The sequence below is a fragment of the Streptomyces sp. NPDC051180 genome, assembly GCF_040689545.1.
GTDB lineage: Bacteria > Actinomycetota > Actinomycetes > Streptomycetales > Streptomycetaceae > Streptomyces.
This window is the reverse complement of sequence record NZ_JBFBBC010000003.1, coordinates 278,422-295,252: the sequence shown is the minus strand read 5'-3', so window position 1 is coordinate 295,252 and position 16,831 is coordinate 278,422. Positions and strand designations below refer to the sequence as shown.

General features: G+C 69.0%; 15 protein-coding genes. 7 read left to right on the top strand and 8 right to left on the bottom strand.

Going from position 1 to position 16,831, the window contains the following annotated elements; translation table 11 throughout:
* Nucleotides 1-63: 63 nt before the first annotated feature.
* A complete protein-coding gene (locus tag AB0424_RS08070) occupies nucleotides 64-1,446 on the bottom strand; it encodes a serine hydrolase domain-containing protein (protein ID WP_366303061.1) in 1,383 nt (460 codons plus the stop codon).
* Nucleotides 1,447-1,593: 147 nt separating this feature from the next.
* On the opposite strand from AB0424_RS08070, the gene AB0424_RS08065 reads away from it, so the two are divergent.
* Complete coding sequence (locus tag AB0424_RS08065) at nucleotides 1,594-2,157, top strand: dihydrofolate reductase family protein (RefSeq protein ID WP_366303060.1); 564 nt, start codon at nucleotides 1,594-1,596, stop codon at nucleotides 2,155-2,157.
* Between the two features lie 77 nt (nucleotides 2,158-2,234).
* Here AB0424_RS08065 and dnaB read toward each other — a convergent pair whose 3' ends face one another.
* Nucleotides 2,235-3,716, bottom strand: a complete 1,482-nt coding sequence (gene dnaB, locus AB0424_RS08060) for a replicative DNA helicase (protein WP_366303059.1) — start codon at nucleotides 3,714-3,716, stop codon at nucleotides 2,235-2,237.
* Between the two features lie 424 nt (nucleotides 3,717-4,140).
* Between dnaB and AB0424_RS08055 the strand changes: the two genes are divergently transcribed.
* Complete coding sequence (locus tag AB0424_RS08055) at nucleotides 4,141-5,478, top strand: MATE family efflux transporter (protein WP_366303057.1); 1,338 nt, start codon at nucleotides 4,141-4,143, stop codon at nucleotides 5,476-5,478.
* Between the two features lie 104 nt (nucleotides 5,479-5,582).
* Here the strand turns inward: AB0424_RS08055 and rplI are convergent, their stop codons facing one another.
* The 4 genes from rplI to rpsF all read right to left on the bottom strand — a co-directional run bounded on the left by rplI (nucleotide 5,583) and on the right by rpsF (nucleotide 7,301).
* Nucleotides 5,583-6,029, bottom strand: coding sequence for a 50S ribosomal protein L9 (gene rplI / locus AB0424_RS08050; protein WP_366303056.1), 447 nt, complete (start codon nucleotides 6,027-6,029; stop codon nucleotides 5,583-5,585).
* A gap of 18 nt (nucleotides 6,030-6,047) precedes the next feature.
* A complete protein-coding gene (gene rpsR / locus AB0424_RS08045; protein WP_005315025.1) occupies nucleotides 6,048-6,284 on the bottom strand; it encodes a 30S ribosomal protein S18 in 237 nt (78 codons plus the stop codon).
* Nucleotides 6,285-6,339: 55 nt separating this feature from the next.
* Nucleotides 6,340-6,936 (bottom strand): single-stranded DNA-binding protein, encoded by a 597-nt coding sequence (locus tag AB0424_RS08040; RefSeq protein ID WP_366303053.1) that lies wholly within the window; start codon nucleotides 6,934-6,936, stop codon nucleotides 6,340-6,342.
* A gap of 74 nt (nucleotides 6,937-7,010) precedes the next feature.
* Nucleotides 7,011-7,301, bottom strand: a complete 291-nt coding sequence (gene rpsF, locus AB0424_RS08035; protein ID WP_005482942.1) for a 30S ribosomal protein S6 — start codon at nucleotides 7,299-7,301, stop codon at nucleotides 7,011-7,013.
* A gap of 284 nt (nucleotides 7,302-7,585) precedes the next feature.
* Between rpsF and AB0424_RS08030 the strand changes: the two genes are divergently transcribed.
* The 3 genes from AB0424_RS08030 to AB0424_RS08020 all read left to right on the top strand — a co-directional run bounded on the left by AB0424_RS08030 (nucleotide 7,586) and on the right by AB0424_RS08020 (nucleotide 10,243).
* Nucleotides 7,586-7,900 carry a hypothetical protein gene (locus tag AB0424_RS08030; protein ID WP_366303051.1) on the top strand — a complete coding sequence of 105 codons (315 nt, stop codon included), beginning with the start codon at nucleotides 7,586-7,588 and terminating at the stop codon, nucleotides 7,898-7,900.
* 119 nt (nucleotides 7,901-8,019) lie between these two features.
* On the top strand, nucleotides 8,020-9,138 hold the full coding sequence (locus tag AB0424_RS08025; protein ID WP_366303050.1) for a peptidoglycan bridge formation glycyltransferase FemA/FemB family protein: 1,119 nt from the start codon (nucleotides 8,020-8,022) through the stop codon (nucleotides 9,136-9,138).
* Nucleotides 9,139-9,211: 73 nt separating this feature from the next.
* On the top strand, nucleotides 9,212-10,243 hold the full coding sequence (locus tag AB0424_RS08020; RefSeq protein ID WP_366303048.1) for an alanine racemase: 1,032 nt from the start codon (nucleotides 9,212-9,214) through the stop codon (nucleotides 10,241-10,243).
* A gap of 15 nt (nucleotides 10,244-10,258) precedes the next feature.
* Here AB0424_RS08020 and AB0424_RS08015 read toward each other — a convergent pair whose 3' ends face one another.
* On the bottom strand, nucleotides 10,259-11,803 hold the full coding sequence (locus AB0424_RS08015; RefSeq protein ID WP_366303047.1) for a glycosyltransferase 87 family protein: 1,545 nt from the start codon (nucleotides 11,801-11,803) through the stop codon (nucleotides 10,259-10,261).
* 107 nt (nucleotides 11,804-11,910) lie between these two features.
* Entirely contained in the window at nucleotides 11,911-14,646 is a 2,736-nt protein-coding gene (locus tag AB0424_RS08010; RefSeq protein ID WP_366303045.1) for a transglycosylase domain-containing protein, read from the bottom strand.
* A 369-nt stretch (nucleotides 14,647-15,015) separates the two neighbouring features.
* Between AB0424_RS08010 and AB0424_RS08005 the strand changes: the two genes are divergently transcribed.
* A complete protein-coding gene (locus AB0424_RS08005; RefSeq protein WP_366303044.1) occupies nucleotides 15,016-15,696 on the top strand; it encodes a helix-turn-helix transcriptional regulator in 681 nt (226 codons plus the stop codon).
* Nucleotides 15,697-15,744: 48 nt separating this feature from the next.
* Nucleotides 15,745-16,827, top strand: coding sequence for an inositol-3-phosphate synthase (locus AB0424_RS08000; protein WP_366303042.1), 1,083 nt, complete (start codon nucleotides 15,745-15,747; stop codon nucleotides 16,825-16,827).
* Nucleotides 16,828-16,831: the final 4 nt, after the last annotated feature.

Genomic DNA, 16,831 nt, shown 5'->3' with positions numbered 1-16,831 from the left:
CGCGGACAGCGTGCCGGGTGGCGCACCCGGCACGCTGTTTCACGTGAAACACCACGAACCGTCTCAGAGGCCGCGCCAGCCGGCCTCGTCCACCCCGCCCGGCACCGCGTCCTCGGGCGCGTACGGCTCTCGCGTGAACGCGAACGAACCGAGGTCGAGATGGCTCACACTGCCGTCGGGGCGCCGCACCACCCGGAGGGTCTCCCCCTCGTAGTAGCCGTTGAGCCCGACCCAGCCGCCGTCGGGACGCGCCCGGAAGCGCGCCCGGCGACCGGAGCCCCGCAGCGGTTCGAGCACCACGCCCCGCTCGGGACCGAGCCGAAGCACGTAGGAGTACGTGCCCCAGTACCAGGGCCCCGTGAGGGCCAGAAGCTCCTGGTCGACCTCCGCCTCGGGCAGCGGGCGCCATGGCTGCGGCAACCTCGGCTCGGCCTCCGCCACGATCCGTACGAGGTCGGCGGCCACGGCACCGGCGGGAACACCCGAGGTGGCGTTGGCGAGGGCGATCCCCGCGAGACCGTCCTCCACGCTCACCCACAGACAGGCGACGAAGCCCGGCAGCGAGCCGGTGTGGCCGATCAGGGTCCGCCCGTCGCGGCTCGCCAGCTGAAGACCGAGCCCATAACTCCCCTCCCAGTCCCCCTCGCCGGCGGCGGCCGCGGGCGCCCTCATCTCCGCCACGGAGGCCGCGTCGAGCACCCCCTCGTGGCCCGTCGCGAGGAACGCCCCGAACCGGGCGAGGTCGGCGGCGGTCGACCAGAGCTGGCCGGCGGGCGCCATCAGCCCGAGGTCCTCGGACGGCTCGGGAAGCATCACATCGGCCCAGGGATGCACCGCCCAGCCCCCCGCATGCGGGGCGACGGGGTCCGCCGTCGTACGTTCCATCCCCAGCGGCTCCAGGATCTCGCCCCGGAGCGCCTCCTCCCAGCTCACCCCCCGGACGGCTTCGATCAGCGAACCGAGCAGCGTGTAACCGGGGTTGGAGTAGTGGTGCCGACGTCCGGGGGACTGGAGGAAGGGCCGCTCCCCCAGCACGTCGGAGAGCTCAGGACGCAGCGTCGCGGACGACCGCTCCCACCATGAGCCGGGCGTCTCGGCCGCGAGTCCCCCACTGTGACCCAGGAGCTGAGCGATCGTCACCTCGCCCGCCCCCGTCCCCTTGAGGTGGCGCTCCAGCGGGTCGTCCAGCCCGACAAGCCCCTCGTCCCGCAGCCTCATCACCAGCACGGCGGTGAACACCTTGGTGAGGGACCCGATCCTGAACTGCGTGTCGACGTCCGGCGCATGGCCGTCCACACAGCTCCGCGCACCGCTCCAGACCATCGCCCCGTCGCGGACCACCGCGCCCACGAGGGAGGGCGCCCGACCCTCGGCCTGGGCCACCGCCACTCGGTGCAGCAGGGCGCGTTCGGTACCGGGCAGCAAAGCTTCGAAAGATGTCGTCACGGAACGATCAAACACGATGTCACATACGAAGCTTCCCGATCCGGGGTGCGGGGTCTCGCCGTTCACGGCATGTCGATCTTGCGTGACCTGGGCGTTCCGCGCCACGCTGGTTCATACGCCGGACACTCACGGACGGAAGGCTGGGCCATGCGGAAACTGGTCTACGGCATGAACCTGAGCCTGGACGGCTACATCGCCGCACCCGGCGACGACATCGGCTGGAGCGTGCCGAGCGACGAGCTGTTCCAGTTCTGGTCCGACCAGCTGCAGGCGACCGACCTGACGCTGTACGGCCGCAAGCTGTGGCAGACGATGAGCTCCTACTGGCCGACCGGCGACCAGCAGCCCGACGCCACGCAGGCGGAGGCCGAGTTCGCGCGCCGCTGGCGGGACATGTCGAAGGTGGTGTTCTCCTCGACGATCGACACGGTCGACTGGAACACCCGCCTGGTCACCGGTGACGCGATCGCCGAGATCACCCGGCTCAAGGCCGAGGACGGCGGCCCGATGGACATCGGCGGCGCGACGCTCGCCGCTGCGGCGATGCGGGCCGGGCTGATCGACGAGTACGTGCTGGCCACCGCGCCGGTCCTGGTGGGCGGCGGCACGCCGTTCTTCACCGCGATGGACGGCTGGGTGAACCTGAACCTGGTGGAGACTCGGACGTTTCCCCACGGCGTGATCCTGACCAGGTACGAGACGAGGCGCTGAGCAGCGTCCCGCTGCCTCACGACTCCGCGCGGCCGACTCTCACCGCCACGGCGTCCGAGGCCCTCCAGAGCGCTCGGTCAGGTCTGCGCCATGTCGACGAAGCGCGAGTAGTGGCCCTGGAAGGCGACGGTGATGGTGGCCGTCGGACCGTTACGGTGCTTGCCCACGATGATGTCCGCCTCGCCGGCGCGCGGGGACTCCTTCTCGTAGGCGTCCTCACGGTGCAGCAGGATGACCATGTCGGCGTCCTGCTCGATCGAGCCGGATTCACGCAGGTCGGAGACCATCGGCTTCTTGTCCGTGCGCTGTTCGGGGCCACGGTTCAGCTGGGAGAGCGCGATGACCGGCAGCTCCAGCTCCTTGGCGAGGAGCTTGAGGTTTCGCGACATGTCGGAGACCTCCTGCTGGCGGCTCTCCTGCCGCTTGGATCCACCCGACTGCATCAGCTGGAGGTAGTCGATGATGACCAGCTTGAGGCCGTTGCGCTGCTTGAGCCGCCGGCACTTGGCCCGGATCTCCATCATCGACAGGTTCGGAGAGTCGTCGATGTAGAGCGGGGCCTGGGAGACGTCGGGCATCCGGCGGGCGAGCCTCGTCCAGTCCTCGTCGGTCATCGTGCCGGAACGCATGTGGTGGAGCGCGACCCGGGCCTCGGCCGACAGCAGACGCATCGCGATCTCGTTGCGGCCCATTTCGAGGGAGAAGATGACGCTGGGCAGGTTGTGCTTGATGGACGCCGCCCGGGCGAAGTCCAGCGCGAGGGTCGACTTACCCATGGCGGGACGGGCCGCGATGATGATCATCTGTCCGGGGTGCAGGCCGTTGGTCAGGGAGTCGAGGTCCGTGAAGCCGGTGGGCACACCGGTCATCTCGCCGCTGCGGGAGCCGATCGCCTCGATCTCGTCGAGCGCCCCCTCCATGATGTCGCCGAGCGGCAGGTAGTCCTCGGTGGTGCGCTGCTCGGTGACGGCGTAGATCTCGGCCTGTGCAGAGTTCACGATCTCGTCGACGTCGCCGTCGGCCGCGTAGCCCATCTGCGTGATCTTGGTGCCGGCCTCGACGAGGCGGCGCAGGACGGCGCGCTCGTGGACGATCTCCGCGTAGTACGAGGCGTTGGCCGCGGTGGGGACCGACTGGACCAGGGTGTGGAGGTAGGAGGCGCCGCCGACCCGGGTGATCTCTCCGCGCTTGGTGAGCTCGGCGCCGACCGTGATGGGGTCGGCCGGCTCGCCCTTGGCGTAGAGGTCGAGGATCGCCGCGTAGACCATCTCGTGGGCGGGCTTGTAGAAGTCGTTGCCCTTGATGATCTCCACGACGTCCGCGATGGCGTCCTTGGAGAGCAGCATGCCGCCGAGGACGGACTGCTCGGCGTCGAGGTCCTGCGGGGGAACCCGCTCGAAACCGGAGAGTCCGCCGTCCCACGGGCCGTCGTTGCCACGCTCGTGCTGGTCGTCGCGTCCGCGGCCCCGGCCCCGCCCTTCGCCGCGGGTACGGGTGGGCAGCCGGTCACTCGGTCCGCTGTCGGCCCAAGGGTCGTCCATGGGCTCGGTCATGGTCACCAAGCCACCTCCTCCCGTCCGCTCCGCGGACCTCGCCCTGCCACTCTTTCTTACGCCACAGCCTTGATCAACGAGTGGCTTTGCGACCGCTTCTGGCGCGTCGGGCGCCGGTCCACGGTAGGCCCGCGGGGAGCGTCAGCCAATCTGGTTATCCACAGGCCCTGTGGGTGAAGGGCCAGATGCTGTGGAGAACTCGCCGGAACCTGTGCACGGAGCAGGGGACAGGCATGTGGACAAACTCATAGCACCCTCGAACTCACGCACCTGACCTGCGATTTCTCCGTCCACGGGCTGTGGGGGAGAAAAACTTCGGCCCCCGGTTCAAGATCAGAACAAACGGCCCACACCCGAAGCCTCGCACCACCCGAAAGTAAGGATCAATGATGCATTGCATCGCTTACCTGTGGAAGATTAGATTGACCCCATGACCCAGGCCCCCGTGACCTCCAAGGCCGTCCGCCGACAGCACGACCGCGAGATCGTCTCCCTCGCCCTGCCGGCGTTCGGCGCCCTCGTCGCCGAGCCTCTGTTCCTCATGGTCGACAGCGCCATCATCGGCCACCTCGGCACCCCCCAGCTCGCGGGCCTGGCGATCGCCGCCGCGCTGCTGTCCACCGCGGTCAGCGTCTTCGTCTTCCTCGCCTACGCCACCACGGCGGCGGTCTCGCGCCGGGTCGGCGCGGGCGATCTCCCGGCAGCCATCAGGCAGGGCATGGACGGCATCTGGCTGGCACTCCTCCTGGGTGCCGCCGTCGTCGTCCTGACACTGCCCACCGCCCCCGGACTCGTCGACGTCTTCGGCGCCTCCGACACCGCCACCCCCTACGCGGTCACCTATCTCCGCATCTCCAGCCTGGGGATCCCCGCGATGCTCGTCGTCCTGGCCGCCACCGGCGTCCTGCGCGGCCTCCAGGACACCCGTACACCGCTCTATGTGGCCATCGGTGGCTTCGCGGCCAACGCCGTGCTCAACGTCGGACTGGTCTACGGCGCCGATCTGGGCATCGCGGGCTCCGCCTGGGGCACGGTGATCGCCCAGTACGGCATGGCCGCCGTCTACCTCGTCGTGGTCGTACGAGGTGCTCGGCGCCACGGAGCCTCCCTCCGTCCCGACGCCGCGGGCATCCGCGCCTCCGCCCAGGCAGGCGTCCCCCTGCTCGTCCGTACGCTCTCGCTCCGCGCGGTCCTGATGATCGCCACCGCCGTGGCGGCCCGCATGGGCGACGCCGAAGTCGCCGCCCACCAGATCATCCTGTCCCTGTGGAGCCTCATGGCCTTCGCCCTGGACGCCATCGCCATCGCGGGCCAGGCCATCGTCGGCCGCTACCTCGGTGCGGGCGACGCCCAGGGCGCCCGCCAGGTCTGCCGCCGCATGGTCCAGTGGGGCGTGCTCTCGGGTGTGGTGCTCGGGGCGGTCCTGATCGTCGCCCGTCCCCTGTTCATCCCGCTCTTCACCGGTGACGTGACCGTGCAGGACACCCTGCTGCCGGCCCTGCTGGTGGTCGCCCTCTCCCAGCCGATCTCCGGCGTGGTCTTCGTGCTCGACGGCGTCCTGATGGGGGCGGGAGACGGCCCGTACCTGGCCTGGGCCATGCTGCTGACCCTGGCCGTCTTCGCGCCGGTGGCCCTGCTGGTACCGGTGCTCGGCGGGGGACTGACCGCCCTCTGGTGTGCGATGACGCTGATGATGACCGTGCGGCTGCTGACACTCTGGCTGCGCACCCGTTCCGGCCGCTGGATCGTCACCGGCGCCACGCGCTGAACGTGTCACGGGGAACGTCCCGTTTCACGTGAAACAGCGGAAGGGCCGCACCCCGAGGGGTGCGGCCCTTCCTCACTGCTGAGCGCAGACTGCCAAGGGCAGCGTTACGCGGCGACGACCTCGACGCCGAGCTTCGCGGCAACCTCGGGGTGCAGACGCACGAACACCTGGTGCGAGCCCAGGGTCTTGATCGGCGAGCCGAGCTCGACGCGACGCTTGTCGACGTCGGGGCCACCCGCGGACTTGATCGCCGAGGCGATGTCGGCCGGGGTCACGGAGCCGAAGAGACGGCCGGCGTCGCCGGAGCGAACGGCCAGGCGCACCTTCGTGCCCTCGAGCTGGGCCTTGATCTCGTTGGCCTGCTCGATGGTCGCGATCTCGTGGATCTTGCGGGCGCGGCGGATCTGCGCCACGTCCTTCTCGCCACCCTTGGTCCAGCGGATCGCGAAACCACGCGGGACCAGGTAGTTGCGAGCGTAGCCGTCCTTGACGTCGACGACGTCGCCAGCGGCACCGAGGCCAGAGACCTCGTGGGTGAGGATGATCTTCATTTTTCGGTCACCCTTCCCTTATCGCGCGGTGGACGTGTAGGGCAGCAGCGCCATCTCACGGCTGTTCTTCACGGCCGTGGCGACGTCACGCTGGTGCTGCGTGCAGTTGCCGGTAACGCGGCGGGCACGGATCTTGCCGCGGTCGGAAATGAACTTCCGCAGCATGTTCGTGTCCTTGTAGTCCACGTACGCGGTCTTGTCCTTGCAGAACGCGCAGACCTTCTTCTTAGGCTTGCGCACAGGCGGCTTCGCCATGGTGTTTCTCCTGTGTGATCAAGAAGTGGGGGTACGAGCTGCTTCCGGGCAGTGCCTAGAAGGGGGGCTCGTCCGAGTAGCCGCCGCCGGAGTTTCCACCCCAGCCGCCTCCGCCGCCCTGCTGGCCGCCGCCGCCGGAGGGAGCACCACCGCCGGTCGCCCACGGGTCGTCGGCGGGAGCACCGCCGCCACCCTGCTGGGAACCGCCGGAGTTTCCACCCCAGCTGCCGCCGCCACCGCCGCCGGCCTGCTGGCCGCCGCCGCCGTATCCACCCTGGCCGCCTCGACCGGTGGTCTTGGTGACCTTGGCCGTGGCGTTCTTGAGGCTGGGGCCGACTTCCTCGACATCCAGCTCGTAGACCGTGCGCTTGACGCCCTCACGGTCCTCGTAGGACCGCTGCTTCAGCCGGCCCTGCACGACGACGCGCATGCCTCGCTGGAGCGATTCGGCGACGTTCTCCGCCGCCTGACGCCAGACCGAGCAGGTGAGGAAGAGGCTCTCGCCGTCCTTCCACTCATTGGTCTGACGGTCGAAGGTGCGGGGGGTGGACGCGATACGGAACTTCGCGACCGCCGCACCGGACGGGGTGAAGCGCAGCTCGGGGTCGTCGACAAGATTGCCGACGACCGTGATGACGGTCTCGCCTGCCATGGGGGAACCTCTCGGCGGGTTTGCTTCTGGCTGCTTTGTTGCTACTCGGACCCGATGACCTCTGAGCTAGAAGCTCAGTGGGTCTCGGGACGGAGGACCTTGGTCCGGAGGACCGACTCGTTCAGGTTCATCTGGCGGTCGAGCTCCTTGACGACCGCAGGCTCGGCCTGCAGGTCGATGACCGAGTAGATGCCCTCGGGCTTCTTCTTGATCTCGTACGAGAGACGACGACGGCCCCAGGTGTCGACCTTCTCGACCTTTCCGTTGCCCTCACGGACGACGGAGAGGAAGTTCTCGATCAGGGGGGCGACAGCGCGCTCCTCCAGATCGGGGTCGAGGATGACCATCACCTCGTAGTGACGCATGTGGAACCCACCTCCTTTGGACTCAGCGGCCACGGTCGTTCCGTGGCAGGAGGGTCGTGATGCGTGAGCGACGGTACCCACCACCACTGACAGTCCCCCTCGGCGAACGAGAGGGGCCGTCGGGGATCCCGGAGGGACCTGGGCAGACACCGGCGCAGCTGTACAGAGTACCCGCACATCGCCCTCCGGTTGAAATTCCCCGGTGAGGGGACGCAATCTGTACACAACGGATGTCGGCGGCGCTCTATGCGCCGCCCTCGCGCAGCAACGCCAGGAGGTGCCCCATGGCACAGGCAATGCGACCCGACCCCGGCCACTCCCTCTTCGCGACCGACGGCAAGCCCCACCCCCTCCAGGACACCCTGGTCGGCGTGACGCTCGTCATGGGCGTCCTCGCCTTCGTCAGCGCGATGTTCGACAACCTGCACCTGCTGAGCTCCTGGTCGGGCCTGATCGGCATCCTGACCGGTGCCTACGGACAGTTCATCTCCGCGACGACCCGCGAACGCTTCCTGCTGGTCCTCGGACTCGGCGCCTCGGCGTTCGGCTTCTATCTGGGCATGGCGCACGGCGGACTCTTCGGCGGCGTCATCAGCTGAGTCCAGGGCCACGTCAGGGCGTACACGCCCATCCGGGGCGCTCCCCGGTCACAGTAGGCTTCGGCGCGAGAGCCGGAGCCCCTGACCGATGGGGACACACCTGCCGAGGAGCGCCCCGCATGAGCCTGACCCTGAGGACCATCAGCCGTGAGCAGCATCTGGCATTCATCCAGAGCCAGCCCGCGGCGAGCCACTGCCAGGTCCCGGCGTGGGCTGACGTGAAGACGGAGTGGCGCTCGGAGAACCTCGGCTGGTTCGACAAGAACGGCGAACTCGTCGGCGCCGGCCTGGTCCTGTACCGCCAGCTCCCGAAGATCAAGCGCTACCTCGCCTACCTGCCCGAGGGCCCGGTCATCAACTGGCACGCGCCCAACCTCGACGACTGGCTCCAGCCGATGCTGGCGCACCTCAAGCACCAGGGCGCCTTCTCCGTGAAGATGGGTCCGCCGGTCGTCATCCGCCGCTGGGACTCCGCCGCCATCAAGTCCGGCATCCAGGACCCGGACGTCAAGCGCCTCAAGGACGTCGAGGCCACCCACATCGAGCCGCGCGCCTTCGAGGTCGCGGACCGGCTGCGGAAGATGGGCTGGCAGCAGGCCGAGGACGGCGGCGCCGGCTTCGGCGACGTCCAGCCCCGCTACGTCTTCCAGGTCCCGCTGGCCAACCGCTCGCTCGACGACGTCCTCAAGGGCTTCAACCAGCTGTGGCGACGGAACATCAAGAAGGCCGAGAAGGCCGGTGTCGAGGTCGTCCAGGGCGGCTACGAGGACCTCGCCGAGTGGCAGCGCCTCTACGAGATCACGGCCGTCCGCGACCACTTCCGGCCGCGCCCGCTCTCGTACTTCCAGCGCATGTGGACCGTCCTCAACAGCGAGGACCCCAACCGCATGCGGCTGTACTTCGCCCGTCACAACGGCGTGAACCTCTCCGCCGCGACGATGCTCGTCGTCGGCGGACACGTCTGGTACTCCTACGGCGCCTCCGACAACATCGGCCGCGAGGTCCGGCCCTCGAACGCGATGCAGTGGCGGATGCTGCGCGACGCGTACGCGATGGGCGCGACCGTCTACGACCTGCGCGGCATCTCCGACTCGCTCGACGAGACCGACCACCTCTTCGGACTCATCCAGTTCAAGGTGGGCACCGGCGGCGAGGCCGTCGAGTACGTCGGCGAGTGGGACTTCCCGCTGAACAAGCTGCTGCACAAGGCTCTCGACATCTACATGTCGCGCCGCTGACCGTTCCGTAGGCTTCGTACTCTCGTACACATCTCCGACACACCGCTGCCACCAGAAAGGTTCCGGGCCGGCCATGGCGCTCTCCCTCTACGTCGACACCGCTCGCTGGCGCGCGCACCAGAAGTCCGTCATCGACCAGTTCCCGGGGATCATCCCGGTCTGCAAGGGCAACGGATACGGCTTCGGGCACGAGCGCCTCGCGGACGAGGCGGCCCGTTTCGGGGCCGACATGCTTGCCGTGGGCACCACGTACGAGGCCGCGAGGATCAAGGACTGGTTCGGCGGCGACCTGCTGGTCCTCACCCCGTTCCGCCGGGGTGAGGAACCGGTTCCGCTGCCCGACCGCGTGATCCGCTCCGTGTCGTCCGTGGACGGCGTCCGGGCCCTCGTGGGCGCCCGGGTCGTGATCGAGTGCATGAGCTCGATGAAGCGGCACGGCGTCCACGAGGACGAGCTCCAGCAGCTCCACTCGGCCATCGAGGACGTCCGCCTGGAGGGCTTCGCCCTCCACCTCCCGCTGGACCGCCCCGACGGCACGGACGCCGTCGAGGAGGTCATCGCCTGGATGGACCGCCTGCGGGCCGCCAGGCTGCCGCTGCACACCATGTTCGTGAGCCACCTGCGGGCCCAGGAGCAGGCCCGGCTCCAGCAGCAGTTCCCGCAGACCCGGTTCCGCGCCCGGATCGGCACCCGGCTCTGGCTGGGCGACCACGAGGCCACCGAGTACCGGGGCGCCGTCCTCGACGTGACCCGGGTGGCCAAGGGCGACCGGTTCGGCTACCGCCAGCAGAAGGCCGCCTCGGACGGCTGGCTGGTCGTCGTCGCCGGCGGCACCTCGCACGGCGTGGGCCTGGAGGCCCCCAAAGCCATGCACGGCGTCATGCCGCGCGCCAAGGGCGTCGCCCGCGCCGGGCTCGCCACCGTCAACCGCAACCTGTCGCCCTTCGTCTGGGCGGGCAAGCAGCGCTGGTTCGCCGAGCCGCCGCACATGCAGGTGTCGATCCTGTTCGTGCCCGCCGACGCCGAGGAGCCCCGGGTCGGCGACGAGCTGGTGGCGCACCTGCGCCACACGACGACGCAGTTCGACCGGCTCGTCGAGCGCTGAGCCGGCCGGAACCGCTCACCCCCGGGAGCCCAGCTCCCGGGGGGCGCTCCACGGGTCGTGGGGCTCCTCCGGGGTACCCCACCGCACCCGCTGCCCCTCCTCGACGGCCGGCGCGGCGTGCCGGGCCGGGTGGGCCGCCCTCCCGGCGACCACGAGGTCGTCGGCGCCGTCCAGGACGCCTCCCGAGGGGTCGTCCGAGCCGTCCTGCCGCACCGGGTCCTTCTCGGGCGCCAGGATGTCGCGGACGACCATCGCGCACAGGTACAGCGTGCCGAGCAGGTGCAGCACGATCGCGAACTGGTAGCCGTCCACCGGCAGGCCCTGCTTGTTGCCGCCGCTCGTGTACGCCAGGTACATCCAGATCCCGAGGAAGTACACGACCTCGCACGCCTGCCAGACCAGGAAGTCGCGCCAGCGCGGCCGGGCCAGCGCGGCCAGCGGCACCAGCCACAGGACGTACTGCGGCGAGTAGACCTTGTTGGTCAGCACGAACGCCGCGACGACCAGGAAGGCCAGCTGCACGAAGCGGGGCCTGCGCGGCGCGGTGAACGCCAGGTAGGCGATCCCGGCCGCGGCCACCGCCATCAGCAGCAGCGCGTACAGGTTGGCCCGGTCCGGCGGGATCGACGTGCCCGTCCGCTGGCTGATCAGCAGCCAGACCGACCCGAAGTCGACGTTCCGGTCCCGGCTGAACAGGTAGAACTGCTTCCAGCCCTCGGGGGCGAGCAGCATCACCGGCAGGTTCACGACCAGCCAGGCACCCATGAAGCCGAGCACCGCGGTCCCGTACTCCCGCCACTTCCCGGACCGCCAGCAGAGCAGCAGCAGGGGCCACAGGAGCAGGATCGGGTAGAACTTGGCGGCGGTGGCGAGGCCGAGCAGGATGCCGAAGCCCAGGGGCCGCTCACGGGACCACATCAGGACGGCGGCGGCGGTCAGCGCGACGGCCAGTATGTCCCAGTTGATCGTGGCGGTGAGGGCCACCGAGGGCGCCAGGGCGACCAGGAGCCCGTCCCAGGGGCGCCGGCGGTGCGTGCGGGTCACGCAGACCGCGAGGACGGCCGCGCAGACCATCAGCAGGCCCGCGTTGGCCAGCCAGTACGCCCGCTCGTTCTCCTCCGGGCTGCCGCCGCCCGGCGTCAGCCAGGCCGCGACCTCCATGAACAGCCCCGTCAGGACGGGGTACTCCAGAAACGGTATGTCGCCGCCCAGCCGGTCGAAGTAGGGCACCAGACCGTCCGCGAAGCCCCTTCCGGAGAAGAGGTGGGGGATGTCGGAGTAGCAGGCGTGGGTGTACTGGGACGCCGTCCCCCGGAACCAGGCCCAGTTGTAGCAGGGCAGCTTCTGCACCATGCCGAGGGCGAACATGCCGATCGCCACGAGGGCGATGACCCGCACCGCCGTGAACTGCCCGGTGCCGGGCAGCGCCCGGCGCCCGAAGGGGCCGCCGATCAGCTCGCTGCCCGCGGCGGCGACCGGGTCCCGTCGGGTGGGGCTGACCGTCCGCGAACGGTCCTGCGGACCGTCCTGCGGCGCGCTCGTCTTCTGGAGGCTCGGCATGGGGGACATCCTGCCGTACGTCCCCGTGAAAACGGCGAGGGCCGCCGCGGCCGCTCCGTACGGAAGGTACGGAGCGGACGCGACGGCCCTCGAAGAGCGCCCGGGGGTCAGGGGACCCAGACCCCGCCGCCGGGTCTGCCGTTCCCGTTCCCGCCGCTGTCGTCCGTCGCCGTGCCGGTCGGCGTCGGTGTGCCGGTGGTGGGTGGTGTGGTCGTCGGCTGACCGGTGTTGCCGCCCGGGTTCCCCGGGTTGTTGCAGTCCCAGTCCCAGATGTCACAGGTCGTCTTGCCCGGCTTCGGGGTCCTGGTCGCCGGGGGAGTCGTCGTGGCGGTCGCCGGCGGGGTCGTCGTCGGCATCGTCGACTCGGTGGGAGTCGGCGTGGCCGTCGGCGTCGGCGTCTGGCTGGTGGCACCGCCGCCGAAGACGGGCTCCGAGTTCTCGATGTCCATCGGCTCGGGGAACTTCACGAGCGGCATGCCCTCGACGGCCTGGGACATGTAGTCCTGCCAGATCCGCGAGGGGAACGACGAGCCGTGGATCTTCGGCTGCGCGCCCGTGCCGTACATGTCCTCGAACTTGCGGTCCTTCTTGGTGTCGTCGTCGTCGTAGCGGTACATGTCGATCGCCGTCGCCAGCTGCGCGGTGTAGCCCACGAACCAGGCCGACATGTTGGCGTCGGTCGTACCGGTCTTGCCGGCGACGTCACGGCCCGGGATGCGGGCCTTGGTGCCGGTGCCCTTCTCGACGACGTCGTGGAGCACGTCGGTGACCTGGCTGGCGATGGCCGGCGTGAAGGGCTGCTTGGTCGCCGCCTCGTGCTGCTTGATGACGACGCCCTCCTTCTTGACGCTCTCGACCGAGTAGGGGTCGTTCTGCTTGCCCCCGTTGGCGAAGGTCGAGTAGGCGCCGGCCATGCGGATCGCGCTCGGGCTGGAGATACCGAGGGAGAACGAGGGGACCTCGCCCTGGACGAGCGAGCTCTCCAGGAGGCCGGCCTCCTCGGCGGTCTGCCGGACCGTGCTGATGCCGATGTCCATGCCCAGCTGGACGTAGGGCGAGTTGGCGGAGTGGATCATCGCCTCGCGCAGCGAGATGTTGCCGTAGTCGTGGAACTCGTCATTCGTCTGCTTCCACTGCTCGCCCTTCTCGTTGACCCAGGTGTCCCCGTTGTACTTGCGGACGACCAGGCCGTTCTTGCCGGAGTAGCGGCTCTTGTCGGGGTCCACGAGCGTGCGGCTGGACTCGTCCTGCACCGAACCCAACTTCGGGTCCCGGACGCCGTACTTCATCGCGGCGGCGAGGACGAAGGGCTTGAACGTCGAACCGACCATGGCGCCGGTGGCGTCGGCGTTGTTGCTGAAGTGCTTGGTGGCGTCGGCGCCGCCGTAGAGGGCGACGATCTTCCCGGTCGCCGTGTCGACGGAGGCACCGCCGAACTGGACGTGCGTGTCGTCCTCGGGGCGCTTCTTCGGGTCGATGTGCTTGTCGATGATCTTCTGGACCGACTTCTCGAGCTTGGCGACCTTGTTCTTGTCGAAGGTCGTGAAGATCTCGTAGCCGCCGCGCTCCAGGTCCTGGACGCTGATGCCGAACTGGGTCTTGATGTTGGCGTTCGCGGTCCTGACCAGGTAGCCGATCTGACCGCCCAGGTTGGCGTTCTGGCCGGGCTTCGCGACCTTCGGGAAGGTGGTGTACTTCGCCCGCTCGGCGGCCGTGAGGTGGCCGTCCTTCTCCATCTCGTCGAGGATCCACTTCCACCGCTTGGTGGCCCGCTCGGTGTTCTTCTGAGCGGTGGCCTCGGAGTCGATCTCGGGGTAGCCGGCGGGGTCGTAGTACGTCGCACCCTTCAGCACCGCGGCGAGCAGCGCCGACTGGCTGGGGTCGAGGTCCTTGGCGTCCTTGTTGAAGTACGCGCGCGCCGCGGCCTGGATGCCGTAGGCGCCCCGCCCGTAGTACGAGGTGTTCAGGTAGCCCGCCATGATGTCGGGCTTCTCCACCTCGTTGCCGACCTTCATGGAGATGAAGAGTTCCTTCACCTTCCTGGTGACGGTCTGCGACTGGTCGTCGAGGCGGTTGTTCTTCACGTACTGCTGGGTGATGGTCGAGCCGCCCTGCGTCTCGCCGCCCTTGGCCATGTTCCACACGGCGCGCGCGATACCCATCGGGTCGACGCCCGAGTCGTCGCGGAACGTCTTGTTCTCCGCCGAGATCACCGCGTTCTGCATGGACGTCGGGATCTGCGCGATGGGAACGATCTGCCGGTTGGTGCCACTGCCCGTGGCGACCATGCGGGTCTTGTCGCTCCAGTAGTAGATGTTGTTCTGCGAGGTCGCGGTCTTGGCCTCGTCAGGGATCTCCACCTGCGAGTACGCGAACGCGGCCGCGCCCATCAGGCTCGCCGCGAAGAACAGGAACGTGCCCGTCACGAGCTTCCACGAGGGCATCCAGCGGCGCCAGCCGTACTTGCCGTACCTCGGGTAGTCGATCACCCGCTTCTTGCCGGGCGGAGGGCCGCCGGAGCCGCGCCCCGGCCCGCTTCCCCGACCGCCGCCGCCACCGCCACGACGGCCCCCGCCGGAACCACCGGGGCCGCCGGGACCGGTCTCGGCACCCTTACGGCGGCTGCCGCGCTGGGCGGCCCGGCGGGCCTCCGCGCGACCTCCGTAGGGACGCTCCTCCCCAGCGGAGGAAGGTGGCCCGTACGAGGCCGCAGGGGCTCCCGTACCGGCTTCATGGGCCGTGGCCGACCTGCGGCCCACCGGCTGCTGGGCAGCGCGCCGTGCCGCCGCGCGCCCACCCGTCGGCGGCTGCTGCGGCGGCATTTTGCGACGATGCTCGCTCATCGAACGACTACTCCTCGGGCAGGCGCGTACGCCTGGAAGCGGCAGTTGAGTTCCGGTCCCCCCGAAATGTGCACGTACGGCACCCCATCGGAGGCCCATCCGTACCGCAGCCGGTCACCCGCAGCACTGACGCCCCACGGCATCGCTCGGTTCCCGGTGGTCTGCATGCCGCACAGACTACGCACGGCCAAAACCCACGGAGACCCGGACTTCCACCCAAATCCGGCAAGTCGAACGCTGTGAATTGATGATGTGACGCCGGTCACGGCGGTCCCGCTTGTCGAGACAGTTCGGCCGTTCTATCGTGCTGATGTATCGAGTCGATACATCAGCACGGCATAAGGCCCACGGAAGCAGAGGAGGCGACGGATGAGCAGGCGCTCCGGCATCCTCGAGTTCGCCGTCCTCGGACTGCTCCGCGAGGCCCCGATGCACGGGTACGAGCTGCGCAAGCGCCTCAACACCTCGCTGGGCGTCTTCCGGGCGTTCAGCTACGGAACGCTGTACCCCTGCCTCAAGACGCTGGTCGCCAACGGCTGGTTGATCGAGGAACCGGGCAGCGCGCCCGAGGAGGCGCTCGCCGCTTCACTCGCAGGACGCCGAGCCAAGATCGTCTACCGGTTGACGCCGGCAGGTAAGGACCACTTCGAGGAGCTCCTCTCCCACACCGGCCCGGACGCCTGGGAGGACGAGCACTTCGCCGCCCGCTTCGCCTTCTTCGGTCAGACCGAACGCGAGGTGCGGATGCGGGTCCTGGAGGGTCGCCGCAGCCGGCTGGAAGAGCGCCTCGAGAAGATGCGCGCCTCCCTGGCCCGGACGCGTGAGCGCCTGGACGACTACACGCTTGAGCTGCAGCGCCACGGCATGGAGTCCGTGGAGCGCGAAGTGCGCTGGCTGAACGAGCTCATCGAGAGCGAGCGGGCAGGGCGGGATCAGCGATCCGGCTCCGACGCCCCCGCTCTGCACGACAACGATTCTGGAGAAACGGGCGGCCTGCCCCGGCACGGGGGCAGTACCCGGCCGGATCCGTCCGACGACACCGCAAAGTGAAACCCTGCGCACAGCAGGGCTTCCACGATCACACAGGGAGCAACCGGAATGGGTTCGGTTCGCGTAGCCATCGTCGGCGTGGGCAACTGCGCCGCCTCGCTGGTGCAGGGCGTCGAGTACTACAAGGACGCCGACCCGGCGGCCAAGGTGCCCGGCCTGATGCACGTCCAGTTCGGCGACTACCACGTCGGTGACGTCGAGTTCGTCGCCGCCTTCGACGTCGACGCGAAGAAGGTCGGCCTCGACCTCTCGGACGCCATCGGCGCCAGCGAGAACAACACCATCAAGATCTGTGACGTCCCGAGCAACGGCGTCACGGTCCAGCGCGGTCACACGCTCGACGGTCTCGGCAAGTACTACCGCCAGACCATCGAGGAGTCCGCCGAGGAGCCGGTCGACGTCGTCCAGATCCTCAAGGACCGTCAGGTCGACGTTCTCGTCTGCTACCTGCCCGTCGGCTCCGAGGCCGCTGCGAAGTTCTACGCGCAGTGCGCCATCGACGCGAAGGTCGCGTTCGTCAACGCTCTCCCGGTCTTCATCGCCGGCACCAAGGAGTGGGCGGACAAGTTCACCGAGGCGGGCGTCCCGATCGTCGGCGACGACATCAAGTCCCAGGTCGGCGCGACCATCACGCACCGCGTGATGGCGAAGCTGTTCGAGGACCGCGGTGTCCGTCTCGAGCGCACCATGCAGCTCAACGTCGGCGGCAACATGGACTTCAAGAACATGCTCGAGCGCGAGCGCCTGGAGTCCAAGAAGATCTCGAAGACGCAGGCCGTCACCTCGCAGATCCCCGACCGTGAGCTGGGCGAGAAGAACGTCCACATCGGCCCGTCGGACTACGTGGCCTGGCTGGACGACCGCAAGTGGGCGTACGTGCGCCTCGAGGGCCGCGCCTTCGGCGACGTCCCGCTGAACCTCGAGTACAAGCTCGAGGTGTGGGACTCCCCGAACTCCGCGGGTGTCATCATCGACGCCCTGCGCGCCGCGAAGATCGCCAAGGACCGGGGCATCGGCGGCCCGATCCTCTCCGCGTCCTCGTACTTCATGAAGTCCCCGCCGGTGCAGTACTTCGACGACGAGGCCCTGGCCAACGTCGAGAAGTTCATCAAGGGTGAGGTCGAGCGCTAAAGCG